The 25324-nt window shown below is 58.9% G+C and carries 22 protein-coding genes; 19 read left to right on the top strand and 3 right to left on the bottom strand.

What is annotated here, in order from left to right; translation table 11 throughout:
* The 13 genes from QWJ34_RS26265 to QWJ34_RS26205 form a co-directional block, all read left to right on the top strand.
* On the top strand, window positions 1-145 hold a 145-nt coding region (locus QWJ34_RS26265; RefSeq protein ID WP_483314312.1), incomplete at its 5' end, for a glycoside hydrolase family 130 protein.
* A 296-nt stretch (window positions 146-441) separates the two neighbouring features.
* Window positions 442-1788, top strand: a complete 1347-nt coding sequence (locus QWJ34_RS26260; protein ID WP_302732076.1) for an extracellular solute-binding protein — start codon at window positions 442-444, stop codon at window positions 1786-1788.
* Between the two features lie 115 nt (window positions 1789-1903).
* On the top strand, window positions 1904-2779 hold the full coding sequence (locus QWJ34_RS26255) for a carbohydrate ABC transporter permease (protein ID WP_302732074.1): 876 nt from the start codon (window positions 1904-1906) through the stop codon (window positions 2777-2779).
* 75 nt (window positions 2780-2854) lie between these two features.
* The gene (locus tag QWJ34_RS26250) at window positions 2855-3625 is read left to right on the top strand and encodes a carbohydrate ABC transporter permease (protein ID WP_302732072.1); all 771 of its coding nucleotides are present in this window, start codon (window positions 2855-2857) and stop codon (window positions 3623-3625) included.
* A 36-nt stretch (window positions 3626-3661) separates the two neighbouring features.
* Window positions 3662-5509: a cache domain-containing sensor histidine kinase gene (locus tag QWJ34_RS26245; RefSeq protein WP_302732071.1), complete on the top strand. Its 1848-nt coding sequence runs from the start codon at window positions 3662-3664 to the stop codon at window positions 5507-5509.
* The gene (locus QWJ34_RS26240; RefSeq protein WP_302732080.1) at window positions 5502-7112 is read left to right on the top strand and encodes a response regulator; all 1611 of its coding nucleotides are present in this window, start codon (window positions 5502-5504) and stop codon (window positions 7110-7112) included. The genes QWJ34_RS26245 and QWJ34_RS26240 overlap by 8 nt, the downstream gene beginning before the upstream one ends.
* 102 nt (window positions 7113-7214) lie before the next feature.
* Window positions 7215-7742, top strand: a complete 528-nt coding sequence (locus tag QWJ34_RS26235) for a cysteine hydrolase family protein (RefSeq protein ID WP_302732070.1) — start codon at window positions 7215-7217, stop codon at window positions 7740-7742.
* A 174-nt stretch (window positions 7743-7916) separates the two neighbouring features.
* Window positions 7917-8981: an ROK family protein gene (locus tag QWJ34_RS26230; protein WP_302732069.1), complete on the top strand. Its 1065-nt coding sequence runs from the start codon at window positions 7917-7919 to the stop codon at window positions 8979-8981.
* Complete coding sequence (locus QWJ34_RS26225; RefSeq protein ID WP_302732068.1) at window positions 8963-10195, top strand: MFS transporter; 1233 nt, start codon at window positions 8963-8965, stop codon at window positions 10193-10195. Before QWJ34_RS26230 ends, QWJ34_RS26225 begins: the two co-directional genes overlap by 19 nt.
* Window positions 10196-10322: 127 nt before the next feature.
* Window positions 10323-10796 carry a DUF2975 domain-containing protein gene (locus tag QWJ34_RS26220; RefSeq protein ID WP_302732067.1) on the top strand — a complete coding sequence of 158 codons (474 nt, stop codon included), beginning with the start codon at window positions 10323-10325 and terminating at the stop codon, window positions 10794-10796.
* Between the two features lie 25 nt (window positions 10797-10821).
* The gene (locus QWJ34_RS26215; RefSeq protein WP_302732066.1) at window positions 10822-11067 is read left to right on the top strand and encodes a helix-turn-helix domain-containing protein; all 246 of its coding nucleotides are present in this window, start codon (window positions 10822-10824) and stop codon (window positions 11065-11067) included.
* Between the two features lie 306 nt (window positions 11068-11373).
* Window positions 11374-12497, top strand: a protein-coding gene (locus QWJ34_RS26210) for an IS630 family transposase (RefSeq protein WP_302732065.1) whose coding sequence is annotated in 2 segments (ribosomal slippage) — window positions 11374-11797 and window positions 11797-12497 — 1125 coding nt in all. Because the reading frame shifts where the segments join, the coding sequence is not laid out codon by codon here.
* Window positions 12498-12639: 142 nt separating this feature from the next.
* Complete coding sequence (locus tag QWJ34_RS26205; RefSeq protein WP_302732064.1) at window positions 12640-13935, top strand: arsenic transporter; 1296 nt, start codon at window positions 12640-12642, stop codon at window positions 13933-13935.
* Window positions 13936-14008: 73 nt separating this feature from the next.
* Here the strand turns inward: QWJ34_RS26205 and QWJ34_RS26200 are convergent, their stop codons facing one another.
* Complete coding sequence (locus QWJ34_RS26200) at window positions 14009-14446, bottom strand: Lrp/AsnC family transcriptional regulator (RefSeq protein ID WP_302732063.1); 438 nt, start codon at window positions 14444-14446, stop codon at window positions 14009-14011.
* Between the two features lie 148 nt (window positions 14447-14594).
* On the opposite strand from QWJ34_RS26200, the gene QWJ34_RS26195 reads away from it, so the two are divergent.
* From QWJ34_RS26195 to QWJ34_RS26180, 4 genes are all read left to right on the top strand, one after another.
* Window positions 14595-15620: an oxidoreductase gene (locus tag QWJ34_RS26195; protein WP_302732062.1), complete on the top strand. Its 1026-nt coding sequence runs from the start codon at window positions 14595-14597 to the stop codon at window positions 15618-15620.
* 95 nt (window positions 15621-15715) lie between these two features.
* Window positions 15716-18520 carry a beta galactosidase jelly roll domain-containing protein gene (locus QWJ34_RS26190; protein ID WP_302732061.1) on the top strand — a complete coding sequence of 935 codons (2805 nt, stop codon included), beginning with the start codon at window positions 15716-15718 and terminating at the stop codon, window positions 18518-18520.
* A gap of 162 nt (window positions 18521-18682) precedes the next feature.
* Entirely contained in the window at window positions 18683-19153 is a 471-nt protein-coding gene (locus QWJ34_RS26185) for a carboxymuconolactone decarboxylase family protein (RefSeq protein ID WP_302732060.1), read from the top strand.
* Window positions 19154-19202: 49 nt separating this feature from the next.
* Window positions 19203-20297: a sigma-70 family RNA polymerase sigma factor gene (locus QWJ34_RS26180; RefSeq protein ID WP_302732059.1), complete on the top strand. Its 1095-nt coding sequence runs from the start codon at window positions 19203-19205 to the stop codon at window positions 20295-20297.
* A 342-nt stretch (window positions 20298-20639) separates the two neighbouring features.
* Here QWJ34_RS26180 and QWJ34_RS26175 read toward each other — a convergent pair whose 3' ends face one another.
* Both QWJ34_RS26175 and QWJ34_RS26170 read right to left on the bottom strand, forming a co-directional pair.
* Complete coding sequence (locus tag QWJ34_RS26175; RefSeq protein WP_302732058.1) at window positions 20640-23099, bottom strand: molybdopterin-dependent oxidoreductase; 2460 nt, start codon at window positions 23097-23099, stop codon at window positions 20640-20642.
* The gene (locus tag QWJ34_RS26170) at window positions 23096-23530 is read right to left on the bottom strand and encodes a hypothetical protein (RefSeq protein ID WP_302732057.1); all 435 of its coding nucleotides are present in this window, start codon (window positions 23528-23530) and stop codon (window positions 23096-23098) included. The genes QWJ34_RS26175 and QWJ34_RS26170 overlap by 4 nt, the downstream gene beginning before the upstream one ends.
* A 230-nt stretch (window positions 23531-23760) precedes the next feature.
* On the opposite strand from QWJ34_RS26170, the gene QWJ34_RS26165 reads away from it, so the two are divergent.
* Together QWJ34_RS26165 and QWJ34_RS26160 are read left to right on the top strand one after the other, a co-directional pair.
* Window positions 23761-24354, top strand: coding sequence for a sugar O-acetyltransferase (locus QWJ34_RS26165; RefSeq protein WP_302732079.1), 594 nt, complete (start codon window positions 23761-23763; stop codon window positions 24352-24354).
* Window positions 24355-24507: 153 nt separating this feature from the next.
* Entirely contained in the window at window positions 24508-25320 is an 813-nt protein-coding gene (locus QWJ34_RS26160; protein ID WP_302732056.1) for an HAD-IIB family hydrolase, read from the top strand.
* The last annotated feature ends 4 nt before the right edge of the window (window positions 25321-25324 follow it).

The raw sequence follows: 25324 nt of genomic DNA, 5'->3' as shown, positions 1-25324 counted from the left end.
TCCGAACGTGGTCTTCCCGACCGGCAACGTGGTCAAAGACGGCCTGCTGTACATTTACTACGGTGTCACCGACACGGCGATCGCGCTCGCCACCGTTCCGCTGGACGAACTGGTCGATCACGTGCTTGACGAAGGAGTAAAATAAAGCCGCATTCAAGCGGCTTTTTCCATACAAATAAATGAAAACGCTTACTATTTCAGACGAAAATTTCTGTTTATTTCATTTCATGTTACATTTAATAACTCAAACACCCGATTTTTATTGTTTTTTCGAAGTTTTCGCCTTTTCATCTTAATATTTTAGGATATTATCGAAGATTCATGGGATATAGATCCTTTTGAAAAGGCTTTATAATCGTCTACATAACGAACCGGGATAACAAATATTCCATCTCGCATTTTGCCGCTCTACAGATCGATTACACAGAAAGAGGGTTGATTATGAAACAGACAAATGCCAGTTCGAAATTCTTCGGCAAAACAGGCAGAAAAGCGCTGCTCGGCTTAACCGCTTCGATGCTGCTGACGGTCACGACCGCGTGCGGAGGGTTCGCTCCCAAGACCGACAACGCGAGCGGAGGCAGTTCCGGCGGAGACGGGGACCAGATCACGCTGACCATGACGCATCCGTGGACTTCGCCCAACGTGGACAACGAAGTGTACAAAGCGCGAATCGCCAAGTTCGAAGAAGAGCACCCGGATATCGTAATCAAGCAGGACGGCGTCGCTTCGGAGCAGTACAAGACCAAGCTGCGGACACTTGCGGCGGCAAACAATCTGGCGGACATCAACGTCGTCTGGCCCGGCGCCGATCTCGCTCCGCTGGTCGAAGGCAAGCTGGTCCAGCCGATCAACGATATTATGGACAGCTGGTCGTCGATCCTGCCGGAAGAAGCGCTGGCCGGCTTCAACGTCGACGGTCAGCAGTACGCCATTCCGACCAAGCAGAACTTCGTCGATATTATTTATTACAACAAAGAATTGTTCGCGCAGGTGGGTTACGATACGTTCCCGGCGACCTACGACGAATTTATCGACGCGATCAAGAAGCTCAAGGAAGCCGGCATCACGCCGATTTCGCTCGGCAACAAAGAACGCTGGCCGCTTCAATCGTCGTACATCTCGATCATCGGCGACCGGTTCACGGGCAGCGACTTCCTGCCGGCGGTGATGGAGAAAAAAGCGAAGTTCACCGATCCCGAGTTTGTGAAGGCGCTGGCCGTCATTCAGGAACTTTCGCAGCTCAAAGCTTTCAACGTCGACGCCAACAACATGGATTCCGTGCAGGCGCAGGATTATCTGATCCAGGGCAAAGCCGCCATGCACATTTCGTCCGCTACGGTCGACGGGCGGGTGCGGATCAATAACGAAAACGGCGACAAGTTCGGCATCGCTTTGTTCCCTTCGGTGGAAGGCGGCAAAGGCGACCCGGCGAAAAGCGCGGGCATCGTGCAGTACGGCATCGCGATCAAAAGCGGTCTCGACGAGAAAACCAAAGCGGCCGCGGAAGAATTTATGCAGTATTTTGTGAATGAAGACCTGTATACCGAGCTGGTCCGCAGCGGGGTCAACGTACCGGCCGATATCGATATCCCGGAAGACGCCAGCCCGTATTTGAAAGAAATGATCGAGCTGACCAAAGGCGGAACCGCGCCGGTATTCGACAGCGTTGTGCCGGCGGAAGTCGTCGACGTGCTGCAAAACGGATTGCAGGCGCTGACGATCGGCCAGGGCACGCCGGAAGAGCTTGCCAAAGAAGTACAGGAAGCGTTCGACAATATGAATTGATCGGCGCAGGCCGGCATTCGCGCAGACCTATACGGCTCACCGCAGAGAACCCGGGCTTCCGGGTTTTCTTCCGTATCGGGTGCGCCGCCGGCGCGCCGCAGAAGGAGGAATTTCGATGCAAACGCTCAAAGGAAGCCGGCTGGCTATTTTTCTCGGCCTGCTCCCGGCGCTGGTTATCTATATCGGCATCGCGATCGTTCCGATCGGCCTGTCCCTGTATTATTCGCTGATGAACTGGAACGGGATCGGCTCGATGACGTTCGCCGGATTGAACAACTATACAAGAATCCTGAGCGACGATACGTTCTGGCTGTCGGTCAAGAACAATATCGTGATTATGGCGACGGGGCTGCTCGGGCAGATTCCGCTCGGCCTGCTCCTGGCGCTGCTGCTCAACCGCGGCCTCAAGGGCTCTGGCATTTTCCGCACCATCGGCTTTATGCCCGTCGTCATCTCCTCGGTTATGGTCTCGCTCATCTGGGGCATGATCTACAATACCGAGTACGGCATGCTCAACAATCTGCTGGGACTGTTCGGTCTCGGCGATTGGAGCCAGAACTGGCTGGGCGATTCGAAATGGTCGATGTGGTCGATCAGCGTCGCGTATATCTGGCAGAACTGCGGGCTGTACATGGTCATTTTCCTGGCCGCGCTGCAAAATATCCCGCAGGAAGTGAACGAAGCGGCCGAACTGGACGGAGCGACGGGACTCAAACGCATCCTCAGCATCACGATCCCGATGATCCGCGGCACGATTATGGTCGCCGTCGTGCTCAGCATCAGCAACTCGTTCCGCGTGTTCGACCTGATCCAGATCCTGACGGGCGGCGGTCCGGCGCACCAGACGGAAGTCATGACCATTTATATGTACAATAACGCGTTTATCAATATGCGGTACGGCTACGGCAGCGCGGTTTCGATCCTGATTCTGCTGTTCAGCCTCATCGTGATTACAATCATCAACCGCATCGGCCGGGAAAAGGATGCCTAGGAAAGGAGCCGCCATATGAACAGAAACTCGAAGCCGTTCCAGTTATTCGCATACACATTTTTGACGCTCTTCGCTATGATAAACATAGTTCCGCTTTTCTGGATGGTCGTCAACTCGTTCAAAACGGAGCAGGAATATTCGTCGGGGCCGTTTTCGTTCCCCAAAGTGCTCCAATTCGAGAATTACGCCAAAGCCTGGGAAATCGCGAACATGAACGTTTACTTTTTTAACAGTCTGATTATCACGTTCTTCTCGCTGGCCGTCACGGTACTGCTGGGCGCGCTGGCCGCGTACTTCCTGGCCCGCTTCAAATTCAGGCTGCAAAAAGCGACATACAGCCTGTTTGTGGTCGGTATGCTGATTCCCATCCATGCCACGCTGATTCCGATCTTCCTCATTATGCAAAAGATCCATCTGCTGGACACCTACTGGTCGCTTATCCTGCCGTATACGGCGTTCCACCTGTCGCTGACCGTCCTGATCCTGGAAGGCTTCATGCGGGTGCTGCCCAAAGATCTGGAGGAGTCGGGCGTGATGGACGGCGCGGGCGTGTACCGGATTTTCTGGTCGATTATTTTCCCGATCGCAAGACCCGCGCTTGCGACCGTCATTATCCTGAACTTCATTTACAACTGGAATGAATACCTGTTCGCGCTGGTGCTGATTACGTCGACGGAGCTGAAGACGCTGCCGCTCGGCCTGGCGAACTTCGTCGGCGTCGAAACGGCCAGCCTGACGCTGCAAATGGCCGCGCTGACGATTGCGCTGATCCCGATCCTGATCTTCTACCTGCTGCTGCAAAAGCAGCTGGTCAACGGCATGACGGCGGGCGCGGTCAAAGGCTGAATCGGGACTGCCCGCGGCGAACGGGAAGGAGGAGGCATGAGGATCGGTTACGGCAAGTTGTTCGGCGCGTTCGGACTGCGGCGCAAAGCGCTGATTATTTTTCTCCTCTTCGTGATCCTGCCCACCTTCGGCGTGGGCGTCGTCGCGCAGTACCAGTTCAACCAGATCCTGCGGGCGCAGTTCATCAATTCCACCAGCCGCAATATCGACAATGTAACGGCGCAGCTGTCGGAACAAACCCAGATGATCGAAGATATCGCGAACTACATGATTCTCAGTCCCGATATGCGCAGCTTCCTGCGGCCTTCGCCGCCTCTGACCGACGACCAGCGGACGAATCTCAAGCGCAATATCGAAGGCTTCCTGACATTTCAACTGATCTCGCGCAGCTATATCCGGTCGATCGAAATTTCCGGCTATAACGGAAGCGAGATCAGCATGGGCGAGCCGTTCAGCGGCGACGAATCGCTGTGGCGCCGCCGGGCCGATTCCCGCAAAGGCGGCATAACGTGGACGGAAGGCTACAGCCTGCACAGCGGTTGGAACGGCGAGGTACGCCTGGTCTCCATGTTCCGCGTACTGAATTCGTACAACGAAATCACGCGTCCGCTCGGCAGGCTGATTATCCGCCGGGACGAAGCCAGCATCGTCAATTTGCTGGACAAAGGCATTTTCGAGAACGGCAAAGGCCGCGTCTATCTGATCGGCAAACAGGGAGAGGTCGTGCTCGGCTCGAAAAGCGGGACGGACGAAGCGGCCAATCCGGAAGCGGACGCGGCGGCGTTCAAACCGGACGACGAACTGCTGAAACGGCTGGATTCCGGCAGACAGGGTTTCTTCACCCGTCCGTTCGGCGGCGACTCCGGCGGCGAACGCTACCTGACCCTGTACACGCCCGTCGAAAACACCGGGTGGAGCATGGTCGCCCTGATTCCCGAAACGACGGTGGACGAGGAATTCCGGGGCGTCAAGCTGCTGATGCTGACGATCCTCGTCGCGATTCTGCTGCTCGGCCTGAGCGCGCTGATCGGTTTCCACTATACGATCATCACCCCGATTCTGCGCCTCAAAAAAGAAGCGGGACGCGTCGCGGTCGGCGATTTCAGCGCGCGCGTGCCGATCAAGTCCCGCGACGAACTGGCGGACCTGAACCGGACTTTCAACAAGATGGTCTCGACGATCCAGCAGCTGATCGAGCAGAAATACAAGCTGGAGCTGCGCGAGCGCGAATCCGAACTGAAGCTGCTTCAGAGCCAGATGGATCCGCATTTTCTCTACAACACGCTGGATACGATCCGCTGGACGGCAAGACTGGAGAAAGCGGAAGAATCCAGCCGGTTGATCGAGATGCTGTCGAAGTTTTTCCGGGCCAGCGTCGGCGGGGGAAGTTCCACCACCACGCTCAAGCGGGAAATGGAATTCGTTCAATCCTACCTGTTCCTTCAGCAGCGCCGTCTGGGAGACGCGCTCAGCTATTCGCTTCGGATCGAACCCGGGCTGGAAGAAGCCGTTGTGCTCAAAACGACGATCCAGCCGCTGGTCGAGAACTTTATCAAGCACGGCCTGGACCGCCGGACGCGGCAGGGAGAAGTACGGGTGGATGCCCGCTCCGCCGACGGCGGGATCGTGGTCGACGTCATCGACAACGGCAGGGGGATGACGCCGCAGCGGAAGCGCGAGGTCGAGGCTTTGCTGCAATCGCGATTCAGGGACGAAACGCGCCAGGGAGCCGTTTCCAACATTCATGAACGGATCATGCTGTTGTTCGGCCCGGAATACGGACTCGAAATCGTTCGGACTTCCCCGCAGGGAACCTGGATTCGCATGCGGGTGCCGCTCGGCGATTATCCGCAAGAAGGAGGACGGCGACGTGAGTATGGATAATCCTATCAACAACCATATGGCGCAAAAAGGGCCGGAAATCCGGCTGCTGATCGTCGACGACGAACCGGTTATCTGCGAAGGACTGAAACGCACGATCGACTGGAGCGCGCTGGGCGTTCGGGTGGCGGGCATCGCCTACGACGGCGAAGAAGCGCTCGGACTCGTATCCGGCGGCGTCGATATCGTGCTGACCGACATCCGCATGGAAGGCATGGACGGACTTTCTTTGGCCGGACGGCTCAAAGAAAGTTTTCCGGCCGTCCGGGTGGTGATGCTCAGCGGTTACGAAGATTTCGATTACGCGCGCCGGGCTCTGCGGCTGGGCGTCCGCGATTATCTGCTCAAGCCGGTGGAGATCGACGAACTTACCGAAGTCATCGGCCGGATCGCGGGCGAGCTGCGGGAATCGGGCGGGAAAAGCATCCGGCCTGAGGTCGAGCTGTGGCTGGCGGGCGCCGCGCGGCAGGGAGCGGCCGGTCACGGCCCGGAAGCGCCGCCCTCTCTGGGCGGGACGCGGTTCCGCATACTCGCCACGCAGCTGGAGCGCTTCAACGAACGCTTCGGCGATAAACCCGGCGGCGAATACGAAGAGCTGCGCGAGCGCTGGCGTCTTCTGCTGCATCGCAAGCTGGAAGAAAGCGCGCTGCGACCGTTTTCGGTATTCGATCACGAGAACCGGCTGATTACGCTTGCGGTCTCCGACGAGCGGATCGATTCCGGCCGCTGGGACGCTCTGCTGGAAGAAACGGTGCCGCTGCTCAAGCAGGAAAGGCTGTACCTCGCCGCGTCGGACCCCTACGCGGATTCCGCCGAGACGGGCGCGCGCTGCCTCGATGCGATCGATCTGCTACCCTTTCATCTGTCGGAGCAGCGAATCCTGCTGCTGCCGGCTTATCGCGCCGGAATCGAAGCCGAGCGCGGCGGAGGAAACGCCGCATTCGACGCTTCGGAAGCGGCCGGACGGCTGGTGGCCGCGATGTTCCGGCAGGACGAAGCGGACACGGACGAGATCGCCGCGGAGCTGTTCGCCGAATTCCGGCGTCGGCGGCTTCTGCCCCGGGAGATCGCGGGCGCGTGCGACGAGCTCGCCGCCCTGCTGCGGCAGCGCCTGCGCCGCAGCGGCATGGCCGAACAGGACTACGCCGCCCGGCCGGCGGCCGATCCGAACCTGTTCAATTCGTACGAGGCGCTGGAGCGGCGGCTCAAGGAAGAACTGCGCGAGCTGGCCGGCCGGATCGGCCGCAGCGGGCTGGACAAGACGTACTGGCTGGTCGAGAAAGCGCGGATCTACATGGACGAGCATTACCGCACCGATCTCAAAGCGTCGGAAGTCGCGGCCTGGCTGAAAATTACGCCCAGCTATTTCAGTTATATTTTCAAACAGAGCACCGGCAGGGGATTTACGGAATACATGAACGAAATGCGGATGGAGCAGGCCAAAAATCTGCTGGCGACGACGCACGATAAAGTGTTTGAGATTGCGGACCGGGTAGGGTATAAAGAATATAAGTATTTCGTATCCGTTTTCAAAACGTATACGGGCATGACGCCGAAAGAATATCGGGGGCTCAGCGCGGCGAAGGAATCGGGCGGACGCAAATAACGTTTCGCCCTCCTGCGCTGTCGGGCCGCCGGCGTTCCCGGCGACTATCAAACGGCGCCGAAGTTCCGCCGGAGCGGCGGCCCGACAGGGAGAGCGGTATCCATGAAGAATCGGGAAGGACTGCTGGTCGTGGATGTGCAGAATGCCATGTTTGCCGAAGAACCGCCGGTGTATCTTGGAGAAGAAGTCGCGGAGAGAATCGCTCGGCTGCTGCATAAAGCGCGGGCGGCCGGAACGCCGGTCGTGTTTATCCGGCATACCGAGGATGAAGGCGAATTTGCGGAAGGGACGGATACGTGGCAGATTCATTCCGCCGTCGCGCCGCTGCCGGGCGAAACGATCCTGCAGAAGCGCACATCCGATTCTTTTTACGAAACGGGGCTTGAAGACAAGCTCAAGGAACTCGGCGTGTCGAAGCTTACGATCGCCGGCATGCAGACGGAGTACTGTATCAACGCCACCTGCCGCCGGGCGGCCGAACTCGGCTATAATCCGACGCTGGTCGGCGACGGGCACAGCACGTTCGACGAGAGCGGCGAAACGGCGCGGCAGATCATCGACCGCCACAATGTCGAACTGGGCGATGCCGGCGTACGGCTCAAGCGCGCGGAAGAGATTGAGTTTGTCTGAATCAGGACCGAATATTTTCGTGCCGCCTCTTGAAGAAGAAGGCGGCTTTTTTTGCGTTTCCGTTTGTTTGAAACGGCTTTGCGATTGTCGGTTGACAAGCGTTCCGTTTCGGTGCAAAATATCCAGAGACACTTTTTAAAGGATATTTATTATGTTTGCGCAAGGAGGATGACTATGGGACGGGCGGACACCGGCCTGATGAAAGAAATCAATCTGAACGCGGTGCGGCGGGCGATGCGAAGACTGGAAACGGCGACCAAACCGCAGCTGTCCGCGGAAACCGGCCTCAGCGTCGTCACGATCGCCGCGCTGGTGCGCGAGCTGGCGGAGCGGGGGGAGCTGACCGAGGAAGCGCTCGCTCCTTCGACGGGCGGAAGGCCCGCTTCGGTTTATCGTTTCGAGTACGCGTACAGCCTGGCGCTGGTGCTGCATCTGCACGAGCGCGAAGGGCGGGATACGGTATTTGCGTCGGTCGTCGATCTGCGCGGCGATTCGCTGCTGCGCGAACAGAAGCCGTTCGATGCGCTGAATACGGAAAGCCTGCTCCGCTGGATCGGGCGGCTGCTGGAACGGTTTCCGGCTGTGCGCGTTCTTGCGCTCGGCATTCCGGGGCAGACCGTGGACGGGCGCATTACGGTCAGCAGCCACGAGAGGCTGCGCGACGTCAATCCGGCGGCGCTGCTGGAAGAACGATTCGGGCTGCCGGTGCTGGTGGAGAACGACGTCAACGCGGCGGTGCGCGGATACGAAGCGGGGCTGCGCCGCGAAGACGAGCCGGAAGAGGGGCGGCTGGTGCTGGGCATTTACTTTCCGGAGAAGTACCCTCCCGGCATGGGCATTTCGCTCGACGGCCGGATCGTGCCGGGCCGCAGCGGCATGGCGGGGGAGATCAAATTCCTGCCGCTGGATGTCGATTGGGCGGCTCCTCCGCAGGGCGAAGAACTGCTGCAAGTGATCGCCCGGCTGGTCCGTATCCTGACCGCCGTTCTGGCGCCGGACCGGATCGTGCTGTATCGGGATCGCGGCGAAGAAGCGGAAGCCCCGGCCGGCTGGGCGCGGATCTGGGCCGAAGAACTTGAAAGCTCCGAACTGCCCGCCGCTCCGGAAATATACTGGAGCCGCAATTTCTCGGACGACTTTTCCCATGGGCTGACGGCGCTTGCGCTCGGCGCGCTGGAACGTCTTCTCCATCATACGGACACGCGGAAAGGACTGAATGTATGGCAACCTGGTTTCTGATCGTGATTTATCTGGCTTTTATCAGCCTCGGCCTGCCGGACTCGCTGCTGGGCTCGGCCTGGCCGGTCATGCAGCCGGATCTTGGCGCGCCGCTGGAATCGGCCGGACTTCTGTCGATGACCATCGCCGCCGGCACCATCGTATCGAGCCTGGCGAGCGGAAAGATTATCGAGCGGCTCGGCACCGGACTTGTGACGCTGATCAGCTGCTTGATGACCGCCGGGGCGCTGCTGGGATTTTCGTTTGCGCCGTCTCTGGGCTGGCTGGTGCTGCTGGCGATTCCGCTCGGGCTCGGCGCGGGTGCGGTCGACGCGGGGCTGAACCACTACGTGGCGACGCATTACAAAGCGCACCATATGAGCTGGCTGCACTGCTTCTGGGGCGTCGGCGCGACGCTCGGCCCGATCCTGATGTCTTTTTTTATCAAAGAACACGATTCCTGGAGACAGGGGTATACGGCCGTTGCGCTGATCCAGTTCGGACTGGTGGTCGTGCTGCTGGCGACGCTGCCGCTGTGGCGCAAAGTCGCCGCCCTGCACGGAGAGAAAGACGACGGCGCGGCGGCGATCGAGCCCGAAGACGCCGGACTGACGCCGGAAGAACTCGATCTTGCGCGCCGCCAGCCGAAAACGCCCGTCCATCCGCTGCGCCTTCGCGGCGTCAAAATGTCGCTGCTGGCGTTTCTGTTCTACTGCGGCGTCGAGACGACGGTCGGACTGTGGGGCGCGAGCTTCCTGGTCGGTTCGCGCGGCGTGTCCGCCCAGACGGCCGCCGGCTGGATCTCGCTGTATTACGGCGGGATCACGCTGGGCCGGCTGATTACGGGCTTTATCACGCTGAAAGTCAACAACCGGGTGCTGATCCTGGCCGGCCAGCTGATCGCGGCGCTCGGCGCGCTCCTGCTGCTGATTCCGCTGCCGGACACCCTGACGCTCGCCGGCTTTATGCTGATCGGCATCGGATTGGCTCCGATCTATCCGGGCCTGCTGCACGAGACGCCGGCCCGGTTCGGACGGGAAAATTCCGCGCGGCTGATGGGCTATCAGATGGCGGTGGCTTACACCGGAACCACGCTGCTGCCTCCGCTGTTCGGCGTATTCGCCGGACTGGCCGGAATCGGCTGGTTTCCCGCCGTCTCGCTGCTGCTGGTCGCGCTGATGCTGCTGAGTTCGGAACAGGTGAACCGGACGCTGAAGCTGAAAAAAGCAACCTGATTTCAATCGGATTAGAGAAATCCATGATTATAAATCAATAAATATTTATTGCAAAACGATAAATAAAAGAATATACTCTTTTCAACCGGGACCGAAATATCTTCCATGTTGAAGGAGGTCGTTATCCATGAAAATCGCCATTCCTTTTCTCCAAACGCTCGTTGCCGCAATCGGCTTGACGGTCATCGGTCTTTGCATATTCTGGCTGCCGGCCCAGGCGGCGCTGGCGGGTGCCCGATTTCCGGAATTTGCTTATTTGAAGCTTCCCGTCCTGCTCGGCCTGTATGCGACGGCGGTTCCGTTCCTCCTGGCGATCCATCGCGCCATCCGGCTTCTCGGCGAACTGCGCGGCGGAATCTCGTTCCCGGCAGCCTCGGCGGCCATACTCGTTTTCATCCGCCGCTGCGCGCTGATAATCGCGGCGTTGTATATCGCGGGCATGGCGTTCTTGTTTACGCAAAGTGCGCTGCATCCCGGCATCGTGCTGGCGGGGCTGACGATTATCCTGCTGTCGCTGACCGTTGTGACCTGCGCCGCTCTGCTGCAAAAGCTGTTAGAGCGCGGGAGCGAACTGCAGCGGGAGAACGAGCTGACGATTTGAGCGGAGAGGGCGGGGACGGACGAATATGGCAATAATCATCAATATCGACGTCATGCTGGCCAAGCGCAAAATGAGCGTAACCGAGCTGGCCGAGCGCGTCGGCATCACGCTGGCCAACCTGTCGATCCTCAAAAACGGCAAAGCCAAAGCGATCCGGCTGGCCACCCTGAACGCGATCTGCCGGGCGCTCGACTGCCAGCCGGGCGACGTATTGGAGTACCGGGGCGATGAGGGCGGAGCGGAGAACGACAGGATCGAAGAGGCGCTTTAGAGCGCCTCAACATGTCGAGAAAGTCTGGTTTGATGAAAAGCCAATAAGCGGAGGAGAAAATTTCGTGTAGGAGACCTGGCGTTCGCCTTTGAAACCGGGAAGATTCCACTGAAATCCAATCAAACTTCCTGGTTTCAACAAGCGACCTAAAGACTTTCGAAGAAAGTCACGTCGGAAGCCTACGCTAACGAATTTTCTCCGCAGCCTTTATGGCTGTTTTACGACTAGTACTGCGTATCCAAAGGAATTAATAGTTGAGGTCTTAAACGCCGATAAATCTAATAAAACAGATTTGAGGTGCTGACGATGCAAAAAAGATGGGTTGTCGAATTAAGCCAAGATGAACGGACACAACTTGAACAATTGATCCAAACCGGTAAAGTGGCCGGTTACAAAATCAGACACGCTCACATGCTGCTCCAAGCCGACGAAAGCGAACTTGGCCCTTCCTGGTCGGACGCCCAAATTGCAGAAGCTTATCATACGAGTATAACTACCGTTCGAAATTTGCGAAAACGGTTGGTCGAAAAAGGCTTTGAAACGGCGTTGGAGCGCGAAAAACAAACGAATCGTAAGATGAAGTTCGACGGAGATACCGAAGCGAAATTGATTGCGCTAGCTTGCAGCGAAGCGCCAGAAGGCTATAGCAAGTGGTCGGTTCGAATGCTCGCCAATCGAATGGTTGAATGTGAAATTGTCGATGAGATTTCGCCGATGACCGTCCAACGGATGCTAAAAAAAATCAACTTAAGCCTTGGTTAAAGAAGCAGTGGTGCATCCCGGAAGCCTCCGGGGAGTTTGTGGCTCATATGGAGGACGTTCTGGATGTCTACCGACGTCCCTATGACCCTAAACGTCCATTAATTTGTTTGGACGAAACCAATCGACAGCTCACCCTGGAAACTCGACCTTCCACGCCTGCCGCGCCGGGTTCGCCAAAGCGAGTGGATTACGAATACAAACGAAATGGCGTCGTGAATCTATTCATGATGTTTGCACCGCTTGAAGCCAAGCGCTATGTGCGCGTGAGTGACACGCGTAAACGCGTCGATTTCGCCGCATGTATTCAGGAACTTGTGGACGTCCAGTATCCCGATGCAGAGCGAATCGTACTGGTCATGGATAATCTGAACACCCATAGCCTGGGTTCGCTCTATGAAGCTTTTGAGCCCGCAGCAGCCAAACGGCTGGCAAGCAAGCTGGAGATTCATTACACGCCCAAACATGGGAGTTGGTTAAACATGGCTGAAATCGAGATTGGCGTATTAAGCCGACAAGCGTTATCCGGTTATGTCGCAACCAAAGCCGATATGATCTCGCGTGTAGCCGCTTGGCAATCGGACCGAAATGCGGCACAGGCTACTGTGGATTGGCAATTTACCACCCAAGATGCCCGAATCCGTCTCAAACGATTGTACCCTGAAATTTAAGTGATACGCAGTACTAGGACTTTCTCGACACTCTGGAGGCGCTTTAAGGCGCCTCTTTTGTCGTTTTCGCCTCCACGTTTCAGAAACGGCCCTTCGCGTGTTACTTATAGAATACGTTCGCTGAAAAAACGGAGGTTGTCGTGTGCATGCTGCAGTCTGGGCCGGTTTGATCTTTATCGTTACTTTGTTTCTTGTGATTCGCCAGCCCCGCGGTCTGCCGATCGGCTGGTCGGCCTGCGGAGGCGCCGCAGCGGCGCTGATCGTCGGCGCGGTGGACTGGCACGACGTAGTCGGGGTCACGGGGGTGGTCTGGAATGCGACACTGGCGCTTGTCGGCATCATTCTCGTCTCGCTCGTGCTCGACCGGATCGGGCTGTTCGAATGGGCCGCGCTGCATATGGCCCGCGCGGCGAAAGGCAGCGGCGTGCGCATGTTCCTGTACCTGATCCTGCTCGGCGCGGCGGTATCGGCATTCTTCGCCAATGACGGAGCGGCGCTGATCCTGACGCCGATCGTGCTGGCGATGGTGCGCTCGCTCAAGCTGGACGAGAAGAACGTGTTCCCGTTTATTATCGCGGGCGGCTTTATCGCCGACGCCACCTCGATGCCGCTTGTAATCAGCAATCTGGTCAATATCGTATCGGCGGATTTTTTCGGCATCGGGTTTATGGAGTACGCGGCGCGCATGATCGTTCCGACGCTGTTCGCGCTGGCGTCCAGCACTCTTGTGCTGTATGCGTTCTTCCGGCGCAGCATCCCGAAACGGTTCGACGACAGAGGGCTCAAACAGCCGTCCGAAGCGATCCGCGACATTCGGCTGTTCCGAATCTCCTGGATTGTGCTCGGTCTGATGCTGGTCGGTTATTTGACGGGAGAATCGCTCGGCATCCCGGTATCGTTTATCGTGGGCGCGATCGCCATCGTCTTTCTGCTGCTGTCTCGCCGCAGTCCGGCCGTTTCGGTTCCGGGCGTGCTCAAAGCGTCGCCGTGGTCGATCGTTTTTTTCTCCATCGGGATGTATGTCGTCGTGTACGGTCTGCGCAACGCGGGCCTGACCGACGCGCTGGCGGAATTGATTAACGCGTTTGCCGGCGAAGGAATGCTGGCCGCGACGATGGGCATGGGCTTTCTGGCCGCGCTTCTGTCGTCCGTTACCAACAATCTGCCGGCCGTGCTGATCGGTTCGCTGGCGATCGATACCGCCGATGTCGGAGGCCGTCTGCACGAAGCGCTGGTTTACGCCAATGTGATCGGTTCCGATCTCGGTCCCAAAGTCACGCCGATCGGCTCGCTGTCCACGCTGCTATGGCTGCATGTGCTGGCGGGCAAAGGCATCCGGATCTCGTGGGGAACGTATTTCAAGATCGGCGTCATCCTGACGGTTCCGGCTTTGGTTCTGACGCTGCTGGGGCTGTATGCGTGGCTGACGATTTTGTGAAAATCGGGCCGCCGCCGCGTTTACGTATCGTCGTCGGCAGAGTTCCGGCGGCTTCCGCTTCCGGCTGATGCCGTTAATCGGCAATGACCGGAAGCAGCGGCTGATTCTCGATCGGCGTGGACATCACGACCAGGGTTACGGAATCGCCGTACTTGCCGCAGGCATTGGTGAACAGTTCGAGCGTATGCAGCGATTCGGTCACCACTTTCAGCAAAAAATTGTACTGTCCGCTGATCCGGTGGCATTCCGTCAGCTCGGGTGATCGGCGGCAGAATTCCACCAGTTTCTCGCAGTCTTTGGTTAAAAACATGAGGTAGGCGGTGATCGACCTGCCGATCTTGGCCGGCGATACGACGGCGCTATAATGGTCGATCATGCCTCGTTCCTCCAGCTTGCGCACCCGCTCGGTTACGGCGGGCTGCGACAAGCCCACCTGCGCGCCCAGCTCTTTCATCGAAATTCTCCCCTGTAATTGCAGCGTCCCTATAATTTCCGCGTCCGTACGATCCATTTTCCCGCCTCCTTTAAATTTATAAAGCATTCGCGCCAATATACCGAAATAAAAAAGGTTTTACGAGTATTATCCCGCAATCGATTTATTCAAATTAGCATCTTTTCTCTCTAAAATAAAGGCTGTACCCAAAAAGGAGGAGAGAACAATGAGCTTGCTGTTCAGTCCGCTAAAAATCGGCAGTCTGGAACTCAAAAATAGAATCATGATGTCCCCGATGGGGACGGTCTCGGCCGGAGACGACGGGAAAGCCGCCGACTGGCATCTGCTGCACTACGGCGCAAGAGCGCTGGGCCAGGTCGGCCTGATTATGCTGGAGGTAACCGCCGTTGCGGAAGCCGGGCGGGGAAAAGGCTCGCTCGGCCTGTGGAGCGACGAACAGATTCCGGCGCTGCGCCGCCTGGTCGATGCGCTGCATGCCCAGGGCTCGAAAGTCGGCATCCAGCTCTGGCATGCCGGACGCAAATCGGACTTCGCGGACAAAACCGTGTCCGCTTCCGGGCTTCCGCATCGCGGCGCGCCGAGCCGGGAGCTGTCCTCCGGAGAAATCGAGGGCATCGTTCGCGATTTCGGCGAAGCCGCCGCGCGGGCGGCGCGGGCCGGCGTGGACGCGATCGAGCTGCACGCCGCGCACGGTTATCTGCTGAACGACTTCCTGTCGATTCACACCAATCGACGCGAGGACCGATACGGCGGTTCGGTCGAAGGACGCTACCGGATGCTGCAAGAAACAATCGACGCCGTGCGCAGCCGTTGGCCCGGAGCGCTGTTCGTGCGCGTATCGGCAGACGAATACGGAGAAACCGGCAATCGCATCGGCGATACGATCGAATATGCCAAGCGAATGAAGCTTCAGGGCGTCGATCTGATCGACGCGAGCAGCGGAGGCATTCATCCCGAGCCGCCGCCTTCGATCCATCCCGGCTATCAGGTTCCGTATGCGGACGCAATCCGCCGCGAAGCGGGACTTCCCACCGCGGCCGTCGGGTTGATTACGACCGGACCGCAGGCGGAAAAGATTCTGCGGGCGGGCAGCGCCGATCTGATCGCGATCGGGCGACCGCTGCTGCGCAGCCCGTTCTGGGCGCGCGAAGCCGCCGAACAGCTTGGCGAGCACCTGGAAGAGCCGGCGCCTTACGCGGGTTTCTGGTTCGACCGCGAACGCCGCGCCTGAGCGGCAAACGCTGTCGACAAAGGAATTGCCGCTTTGTGTCGAAAACGTTATAGTTATTACGGAGAGAACGTATTCAACTATAGGAGTGATTGACTTTGCTGAGCAAAATCGACCTGTCCGGCGTATGGAAACTGGAACTGGACGCCGACAAAAAAGGACTGCCGCAGACGTTCCGCGACGAAATGGAACTGCCCGGCACGACTTCGCACGCCCGCAGGGGACCGAGAAACGAAGAACGGCTGATCGGCTCGCTGACGGACGAATATAAGTTTGAAGGCTATGCCTGGTTTACAAGAGACATCGATATTTCCGCGGAGCAGACCGATTCCGTATCGTTCCTGCATCTGGAGCGCACGCGCGCGACAACGGTCTGGGTAAACGGCGAAGAGATCGGCGCCCGAAACAGCCTGAACGCGCCGCATGTATACGAGCTGACCGGCAGACTGACGCAAGGACGCAATACGCTGACGATCCGCGTGGACAACACCGACTATCCGACCAAGGGCGGCCATATGACTTCGCCGGATACGCAGACCAACTGGAACGGAATTACCGGCCGGGTCGAGCTGCAATTTTTCGGGTCGGCGCGTCTGGAAGGCGTGCGCACTTACCCGAACGTATCGGACCGCAGCGTGCGCGTCGCGGCGAAGATCGCCGGCGGCGAAGCGTCCCGTCTGCGCGTCTCGGCGGAAAGTTTCAACGGCGAGAGCGCGCATACCGCGGAAACGGCCGAGTTCGAACTGAGCGGCGGCGGGATCGAAGCGGTGTACCGTCTCGGCGACAATGCCCGGCTGTGGAGCGAATGGACGCCGGAGCTGTACCGGTTGAAGCTGGAACTGCTGGACGCAAACGGACAAACGGCGGATATTTTCGAAACCGTCTTCGGTCTGCGCGAATTTACGGCGGCCGGCGACAAGTTCGAGATCAACGGTCATCGCACCTTCCTGCGCGGCAAGCACGACGGACTCATTTTCCCGCTGACCGGCTATGCGCCGGCCTCGGTCGAAGAATGGGTGCGCATCCTGGGCATTTCCCGAGCGTACGGCATGAACCATTACCGGTTCCATACCGCCTGCCCGCCGGAAGCCGCGTTCGAAGCCGCCGACCTGCTGGGCATCTATATGGAACCGGAACTGCCGTTCTGGGGCACGATCACGGAGCCGGGCGACGAGAACCATAACCAGGCGGAACAGGATTACCTGATCGAAGAAGGCTACGAGATCCTCAAAGCGTTCGGCAATCATCCGTCGTTCGTCATGTTCTCGCTCGGCAACGAGCTGTGGGGCAGCCGGACAAAGATCGATTCGATCCTCAAAGGCTACAAAGAATTCGACGGCCGTCCGCTGTATACGCAGGGCTCGAACAACCACCAGTGGGTGCCGGAGCTGCTGGAGCACGACGACTTCTTCTGCGGCGTGCGCTTTACGCGCGAGCGTTTGTTCCGCGGATCGTACGCCATGTGCGACGCGCCGCAGGGCCATGTCCAGGTATCGCCCCCGGGCACGCTGACGGATTACGACGCTCGGATCGAACCGCCGCGCACGCAGGAGAGCGAATCGGCCAAAGGCGGGAAAGCGACGATCCAGATCCAGTACGGCACGGGGATGAAAACGGTCGAAGCGGAAGGAGACGGCGGCGAATGGATCTCGGACGTTCCGGTTCTTTCGCACGAAATCGGGCAGTACGCGACGTTCCCGAATTTCGACGAGATCGACAAGTACACCGGGCCGCTCAAAGCGGAGAACTTCAAGATCTTCCGCGAGCGTCTGGAGGAAAAAGGATTGGGGCATCTCTCCCGCGCATACTTCGAGAACTCCGGCAAACTGGCGGCGGAATGCTACAAGGAAGAGCTGGAAGCGGCGCTGCGTTCGAGAAAGCTCGCGGGCTTCCAGCTGCTCGATCTGCAGGACTTCAGCGGACAGGGCACGGCGCTGGTCGGGATGCTGGACGCTTTTATGGATTCCAAAGGGCTGATCTCGCCGGAAGACTGGCGTTCGTTCTGCGCCGACGCGGTGCTGCTGGCGAAGTTCCCGACGTACAATCTGGTTGCCGGCGACGCGTTCCGCGCGGAGATCGAACTGAGCTGGTTCCGTCCGCAAGCGCCGGGCGCGGTGGAAGTCGGCTGGGAGCTGAATGCGGGCGAAGAAAAGCTGGGCTCCGGCACGCTGGCGGCGAATCTGTCGCAGGCGGGCGACGTGCTGCCGGTCGGAACGCTGGAGCTGACGCTTCCGCAGGCGGACAAGATGCGCAAAGTCGAACTGTCGCTGCGGCTTGACGGCACGGACGTGTACAAGAACTACGAGCTGTGGATCTACCCGGCAGGAACGCAGGCGGACTTCGGCGGCGTCAACGTATTCGCGGCGCTGAACGACGAAGCGAAAGCCGTGCTGGCGCAGGGCGGCAAAGTGCTGCTGATGCCGAATCCTTCCGGTCTGCAAAATGCGATCGAAGGGACCTACGCGTCGGACTTCTGGTGCTATCCGATGTTTCGTTCGATCTCGGAAAGCATGGACCGCAAAGTTCCCGTCGGCACGCACGGCCTGCTGATCCGCAGCGGACACCCGGCGCTGCGCGAGTTCCCGTCCGATACGCATTCGACTTATTCCTGGTGGAACGTCGTCATGAATTCGCGTTCGGTGATCCTGGACGGCACGCCGTCCGAATGGGAGCCGATCGTGCAGACGATCGACAACTTCGAGCGCAACCACAAGCTCGGCCTGCTGTTCGAATGCCAAACGGGCGGCGGCAAACTCATCGTCTGTCCGGTCGACGCGGCCGCCGCCGGAGAGTCGCCGGACGGACGCCAGTTCCTGCACAGTGTGCTGAACTATGTGCGCTCCGAGGAGTTCAACCCTTCGTTCGAGATCGGACTGGACGAGCTGGAGAAGATGATTCGTTAAAAAATTCGTGCGCCGACGCCGGACTTTCCTTCGGGACGAGTCCGGCGTTTTTTTTGCGCGTTTATCCGTCTTCAAACAAGTTGTCACAAAAAGCGCGGCTGCCTTGTCTTCCATACAGACGGCGGAACGATCCGTCTATCCTTTTCCCCGGGAGGAATTACGGTGAATACCGAACAATCGCATCTCAACCTTCGCTTGAATTACCGCAGCGCCAATCCGGAGGCTTACCGCGCCATGCTGGCGCTGGAACGCTTTATCGGCGGCTGCCGCTTGGACAAATCGCTGGTCGAGCTGCTCAAGACGCGCGTGTCGCAGTTGAACGGCTGCGCGTTCTGCGTAGCCGCCCATGCGGCGGACCTGCGCCGGCTCGGCGATTACGAAGAACAGCTGCTTCTGCTTGCGGTCTGGAGGGATTCGCCGGTCTTCGCCGGTCAAGAACGCGCGGCGCTGGAGCTGGCCGAACACCTTGTGCGCATCGGCGAGCGCGGCGTACCGGAAGCGGTATACGCCGAGGCGCGCCGGTATTTCGGCGAAGCGGAGTACGTCGATCTTGTGATGGTCGTCAATACGATCAACGCCTGGAACCGGATCTCGATCTCGACAGGCATGTATCCCGGCGTTAAGCTGGAGTAAAGCGCCCGGCGAAGTTCAAGCCGGCACCCGGCACAAGGAGGAAGAGCGCGTGACATTATCTCAAAAGCAAACCGAATCGCGGCCCGGCTTCCCGCTGCGGCAGCCCGAAAACGACAGTGCGGCTCCGGCGCAGGACGTCGCCGATCTGTATCGGCATTACCGCTCTTATGCGTTTGCGGTCGCCTACCGGATGCTGGGATCGGCGGCGGACGCCGAAGACGTCGTGCAGGAACTGTTCGCCGAGCTGTCGCATAAGTTACCGGCTGCGCTGCGCAATCCCAAATCGTATGTGGCCCGGGCCGCCGCCAACCGCTGCCTGAATCTGCTGAATTCCGCCCGCGGCCGGCGCGAGCGGTATATCGGGGATTGGCTGCCCGAACCGGTCGACGAGACCGCGCTCGGCCCCGAGGAGGCGGCGGTCCGCGGCGATACGCTGTCGTTCGCTTTTCTGGTTATGCTGGACAAGCTGAATCCGACGGAACGTATCGTGTTCGTGCTGCGCGAAGCGTTCGATTACCCTTACGGGGAAATCGCCGAAATGACGGAGAAGTCCGAAAGCGCCGTCAGGCAGATCTTCAGCCGTACGCGCCGCAAGCTGCGCTCGGAAGGCCCGCCTTCGATTACGGCGGAATCGAATGGAGCGGACTTTGATAAAGCGGATGCGGCAGAAGAAGCGGGCAGGTCTGACAGAGGAATCGGAACAAGCGAGGTGGACGGAGCATACAGGACGGATAAAGCCGATAAAACAGACGGTACGCGCGCCGCGCTGCTGCAAGCTTTCGCGGCGGCGTTCGCCGCTTACGATGTGCCCGGCGTGCTGCGGCTGCTCGGCGAACGGCCGATGCTGGTCGCCGACGGAGGCGGCGAGCGGATTCGCACGATCGTGCGGCCGATGGAAGGACGCAAAGGCGTCTGCGCGCTGCTGACGTCCCGCCGCCTGCTGCGGCAGGCAAGGGAATGGACGCCGCAGATCGAATCCGTCAACGGCGAGCTTCAGCTGGTGTACAGGGAAGAGGGGGAAGCCCGCATGATCCTGATGCCTTATACGGAATCGGGCGGGCCGGACGGAATGCGCATCGACCGGATTTACATGGTGATCGGACCGGAGAAGCTGGGCAGCATCCGCAGCCGCTCCGGTGAATAATCTTCGGCGAAAGCGAAAAAATCCGGGCTGATCGAAGCGAATGTTGCATATGTGCATCATTTTTTCGGCGGATGCTTCAAAATATACGCAATGTTGCGTACGTGCATCATTTCCTGCCTTTTTCAGCTTTTAACGCGCAAAATCGATAGAAATGTTGTACCTCTGCAATAATATGGGTCTCAGACTCTTTTTTCGGAGAAAATGATGCGCTCCTGCAACATTCACTTGATCCTCATTCCTCACTTCTCGCCAAATCAAAAAGGACCGCCCCGCCGAATTCCCGGCTTTGGGACAGTCCTTTTTCGCATTCTTGTTTCTTATCGGTTTCCCGCGCTGCGTCGCTTACTGCCCGCCGCCTTCTTCGACCGGCGTTTTCGCGAATTCCGTGCGCTGCGGCGTGTAAGGCTGGATCGGCACATTCATGACCGAGATCGGCACCTCCAGATGCTGGCCGCTCTGAATGCCGTAAGGCGTGTCCAGGCGGTTGACCTTGAGCAGGTCGTCCACGCTCATCTTGTACTGCCCGGCGATATAGCCGATCGTTTCGCCGCTGGCGACGAGATGCTGTCGGCGCAGCTTCTCGATGCGGCAGGCCGACTGCTTGAACGTCGGCTGCTTGGACAGCGGATCGACGAAGTCGGCCGTCAGGTCGTTGGCGGCCTGGTTGCTTTCCCAGCTGCCGAAGTGGAACGGCACGAACAGCAGTCCGCGCTGCACGGCGTCGCCGATCTTCGCCGGCACTTCGATCCAGCCGCGCGGCGACACGACGCGGACGACTTCGCCTTCGACGATGCCGTGCTCGCGGGCGTCGTCTTCGTGCAGCTCCACATAGCCGTGCGGAGCGGCGGCTTGCAGATAAGGCGAGCGCCCCGTCTTAGTGCGCGTGTGCCAGTGCCAGACGAGCCGTCCGGTCGTCAGCCACATCGGGAAATCTCCGCCGGGCTGCTCGGACGGCGGATTGTAGCGCGTGGCGTGCAGGATGGCGCGCCCGTCGGCCTGCTTCTCTTCGTATTCGGCTTTGGTCAGCGCCCGGCCGGTAAACTGGTCCTTGGTATAGCTCTGCGCATACTCGGCGGAAGTCGGGAACTTGAAGTCTTCGTACAGCCGGACGGTGCCTTCCGGACGCTCTGCCGTCGCCGGCCAGCGCAGGCCGTTGTGCCGCTCCAGCTTCTCGTACGTCATGCCGGTCATATCGCTCGGGCGTCCGCGCGATACTTCTTTCCACTCCTCGAACGCTTCCTCCGGCGTGGAATAGCCGATCAGCGGATTGCCGTCTTTGTCGCGAAAATCCATGCGCTTGGAGAAATCGATCAGGATATCGAGGTCGGTCCGCACGCCTTCCGGCGGATTCACCGCTTTGCGCAGCAGATTGATGCGGCGGTCGGCATTCTCCATCGTGCCTTCTTTCTCGCCCCACATGGCCGCGGGCAGCACGATGTCGGCGACTTTGGACGTCTCGGTCAGGAAATGATCCTGCATAATAACGAACACTTTTTCCAGCGCGCTTTTGGCCCGCTTGCGGTTCGGCAGGGAAACGAGCGGATTGGTGCCGATATTCCAGAACACGTCGATTTGCTCCTGCTCGATCATCTCCAGCTGTTCTTCGATGCCTTTCTCCGGTCCCGCGGGCAGTTTCGCCGGATCGACGTTCCACAGCCTGCCCATTTCTTCGAGATGCTGCGGATTCATCGGGTTGCGGTTCGCCGGATAAGTACCCACGCCTCCGACCGTCCGGTTCGACGACGAACTCGGCTGGCCGGCCATATGCAGCGGGCCGCTGCCCGGTCTGCCGATCAAACCTCGCACCAGATGGATATTGTTGATCGCCACGCAGGCGGTCGTCGCGTCCGCGCTCTGGAACGCGCCCTGCAGCGTCGTCGAGACGAGGGAAGGCGTCTCGGACAGGATACGCCCGGCTTCCAGCAGCGTCTCGACCGGGATGCCGGTCGCTTCGGAAGTGCGTTCCGGCGTCCATTCTTCCAGTGCGCCGCGCATTTCCTCGAACCCGATCGTATACTTTTCGATAAATTCGCGATCGGCCGCGCCGTTTTGCAGCATCAGATACAGCAGTCCGTTCAACAGCGGCACGTTGGTGCCCGGGCGCAGCTGCAAATGCAGGTCGGAGCCGCGCGCCGTCAGCGTTTTGCGAGGATCGACGGCGATGATATACGGTTTGCCCGTCCGCGCTTTACGGTCCATGATGCGCTCGTGCAGCACCGTGCCGGTCTCCGCGACGTTATGGCCGAACAGCATCAGCGTGTCGGTTGCATCGATATCTTCATAGGAAGCCGGCGCGCCGTCCGCTCCGAACGATTGAAGCAGGCAGAACTCCGTCGTCGAGGTGCACAGCCGGGTGTTGGCGTCGAGCAGATGCGTGCCCAGACCCGCGCGGCCCACTTTGGCGATCGTATAATAATCTTCCAGGAAAGCCTGCCCGGTCGAGTAGATGGCGATGCTGTTCGGTCCTTTTTTCGCGATCGCTTCTTTCATTTTGCTTACGATCAGGTTCATGGCCTCGTCCCACGAAGCCGGCGTCAGTTCGCCCAGCTCGTTGCGGATCAGCGGGGAGAGCAGGCGGTCCGGACTGGAATTGGCCTGCCACTGGTTCTCGCCTTTGGGTCCGAGCCGTCCGCGGTTGATCGAGTGCTTCCCGTTGCCGCGGATGCCGACGATTTTCTCGTCCTTGACCGCAATCTCGCAGCCGCAGCCGACCGAACACAGATTGCAGGTGCTGTACACCCAGCGGTCGACTTCGCCCTGGGTGTATACGTTCATGTCGATGCGTTCTTTTTGCCAGCTCATTGCACGCCTCCCGTCTGCGGTTGGTACAGCGCCGGCACGACGTATTTGATCTTCGCCGCGCCGTAGATGTCTTCCATTTTGGCCGCCGCTTTTTTCAAAGTATCTTTCATGCCGGGGAAACGGTTTTCCAATTTGGACGCTTCCTCCGAGTCTGCGTGATCCATCCAGTCGACCGCTCTGAGCCAGGCGCGAAACGCGGATTCGGCGATCTCGTCGTTCAGGTAGACGATCGAGCAGTCCTTTTTAAACGATTCGAGTTCCGGCTTCTCCCGCTCCAGCGCGGGCAGCAGCCGTTCGAACGCTCCCCGCTCGTCTTCGAGCGAAGTTCGAAACAGTACGACAAGGGGATGGGACATCCCTTCCGTTTCGTCCAGCACAGCCTTCACTTCATCATACACTTCCGCAAAAAGATCATGCAGTTCTCCGCTCATATTCTTCCTCCTTCATCGATGTTTCGACGCAGAAAAGGGTACAGAATCTTATTCGCCGTACCGTGTGTCTAAGCTTACATACCCTTTTTGCTGCAGGGCGAACAAAACGATGCGCGCGCCTATCCGCCTTGACACCGGTTGTCCGATGAAACAGACTGAAGAATAGACCGGGCGCCCCATCCGCCTGAAATTCAATCGACCGGAGGCAGAAAACGATGACAAACCGCTCCATGACCGAGAAAGAAAAAGCGGCCGCGGGCCTGCTGTACGACAACAACAACGATCCGCAGCTTGTGCGCGAGCGCAATTACTGCAAATCGCTGTGCTTCGAATACAATCATTTGAACCCGCTGGAGCTGCATAAAAGGGAGGCGCTGATCCGCAAGATCGTCGCCCGCTCGGACGGTCCTTTTGTAATCGAACAGCCGTTTTACTGCGATCAGGGCTATAACATTGAGTTCGGCTCCAACTTTTTCGCCAACCACAACCTGATCGTTCTCGACGCCGCCAAAGTCGCGTTCGGCGACAATGTGTTTATCGCGCCGAACTGCGGCTTCTATACGGCAGGGCATCCGCTCGACGTCGAACAGCGCAACGAAGGACTGGAGTATGCTTACCCGATCACCGTCGAAGACAATGTGTGGATCGGCGGCAACGTCGTCGTGCTTCCGGGCGTGACGATCGGAGCGGGCAGCGTGATCGGCGCCGGAAGCGTAGTCAACCGCGATATTCCGCCGGGCGTGATCGCCGCGGGCAATCCGTGCCGGGTGGTCCGGGAGATTACCGAAGCGGACCGTGACAAGTACCGGACCCGCCGGATTTAAACGATTCTTCCGCCTTCCTCGCCGACTCGGCCTTTCGTTCCTCCTGTAATATCCGGCTTGACATGAAACGCGTTCCACGCGGTAAAGTAAATCCAAGGTTTATAAACCATCTTTATAAAGAACGCGAGAGTCTATAAAACGGAGGCGGAACGAATGTTCAAACTGGTGGTAACGGATCTCGACGGTACATTCCTGAACAGCGGCGGATCGTTCGACGGCGATTTGTTCGACGACGTGTATGAGGAAATGAAAAAGAAAGGCGTTGCTTTTGCCGCCTGCACCGGCAAACAATGCGAGCGGGTGGAGGAGCTGTTCGCCGGACGCGAAGGAATCTGGATACTCGGCGACAGCGCGGCGCGGATCAAGCGGGACGGCCGGACTGTGCGGACGTTCTCGCTGGAACGCGAGCTTGCGCTGGCTTCGATCCGTGAAATTCTGGATTTCGATCCCAATCTGGTCGTCATCGCCTGCACCGGAGCATCCGCTTATGTGCGCGAAGACATCGGGGAGGCGGACTATGCGATCGTGAAGAATTCGTACCGCGAAGTAAGCCGGACGAGTTCGTTCGAACAGATCGAAGAACCGTTCGTCAAGATTACGGTATACGATCCCGCCGGACGCAGCGCCGCGGTTCGGCTGCATGTGGAGCGGACGATGCACGGGCAAATCTATATCGTCGACTCGGAAGCCGACTGGCTCGATATTACCGCGTCCGGCACGCACAAAGGCGAAACGGTAATGAAGCTCCAGGAAATGCTCGGCGTCGCGAAGGAAGAAACGCTCTCTTTCGGCGACGGCGAGAACGACGTGGAGCTGATGGATATCGCCGAGTTCAGCTTCGCAGTGCGCAATGCGTGCGAGAATACCAAAGCCGCGGCCGCGTTTGTGACCCGGTCGAACGACGAGAACGGCGTGCTGCTGACCGTGCGGAAAATGCTGGCTTTGCTGGACAGGGTTCCGGTGTAGACAG

It is taken from the genome of Saccharibacillus sp. CPCC 101409 (assembly GCF_030518235.1).
Taxonomy (GTDB): Bacteria; Bacillota; Bacilli; order Paenibacillales; family Paenibacillaceae; genus Saccharibacillus.
This window is presented reverse-complemented; position numbering and strand designations above follow the sequence as displayed.

What these genes read in the sequence shown, in the direction of transcription:
- QWJ34_RS26260 (WP_302732076.1), top strand. Translation starts at nt 442, where the DNA reads ATGAAACAGACAAATGCCAGTTCGAAATTCTTCGGCAAAACAGGCAGA.
- QWJ34_RS26255 (WP_302732074.1), top strand. Translation starts at nt 1,904, where the DNA reads ATGCAAACGCTCAAAGGAAGCCGGCTGGCTATTTTTCTCGGCCTGCTC.
- QWJ34_RS26250 (WP_302732072.1), top strand. Translation starts at nt 2,855, where the DNA reads ATGATAAACATAGTTCCGCTTTTCTGGATGGTCGTCAACTCGTTCAAA.
- QWJ34_RS26245 (WP_302732071.1), top strand. Translation starts at nt 3,662, where the DNA reads ATGAGGATCGGTTACGGCAAGTTGTTCGGCGCGTTCGGACTGCGGCGC.
- QWJ34_RS26240 (WP_302732080.1), top strand. Translation starts at nt 5,502, where the DNA reads ATGGATAATCCTATCAACAACCATATGGCGCAAAAAGGGCCGGAAATC.
- QWJ34_RS26235 (WP_302732070.1), top strand. Translation starts at nt 7,215, where the DNA reads ATGAAGAATCGGGAAGGACTGCTGGTCGTGGATGTGCAGAATGCCATG.
- QWJ34_RS26230 (WP_302732069.1), top strand. Translation starts at nt 7,917, where the DNA reads ATGGGACGGGCGGACACCGGCCTGATGAAAGAAATCAATCTGAACGCG.
- QWJ34_RS26225 (WP_302732068.1), top strand. Translation starts at nt 8,963, where the DNA reads ATGGCAACCTGGTTTCTGATCGTGATTTATCTGGCTTTTATCAGCCTC.
- QWJ34_RS26220 (WP_302732067.1), top strand. Translation starts at nt 10,323, where the DNA reads ATGAAAATCGCCATTCCTTTTCTCCAAACGCTCGTTGCCGCAATCGGC.
- QWJ34_RS26215 (WP_302732066.1), top strand. Translation starts at nt 10,822, where the DNA reads ATGGCAATAATCATCAATATCGACGTCATGCTGGCCAAGCGCAAAATG.
- QWJ34_RS26200 (WP_302732063.1), bottom strand. Translation starts at nt 14,446, where the DNA reads ATGGATCGTACGGACGCGGAAATTATAGGGACGCTGCAATTACAGGGG.
- QWJ34_RS26195 (WP_302732062.1), top strand. Translation starts at nt 14,595, where the DNA reads ATGAGCTTGCTGTTCAGTCCGCTAAAAATCGGCAGTCTGGAACTCAAA.
- QWJ34_RS26175 (WP_302732058.1), bottom strand. Translation starts at nt 23,099, where the DNA reads ATGAGCTGGCAAAAAGAACGCATCGACATGAACGTATACACCCAGGGC.
- QWJ34_RS26170 (WP_302732057.1), bottom strand. Translation starts at nt 23,530, where the DNA reads ATGAGCGGAGAACTGCATGATCTTTTTGCGGAAGTGTATGATGAAGTG.
- QWJ34_RS26165 (WP_302732079.1), top strand. Translation starts at nt 23,761, where the DNA reads ATGACCGAGAAAGAAAAAGCGGCCGCGGGCCTGCTGTACGACAACAAC.
- QWJ34_RS26160 (WP_302732056.1), top strand. Translation starts at nt 24,508, where the DNA reads ATGTTCAAACTGGTGGTAACGGATCTCGACGGTACATTCCTGAACAGC.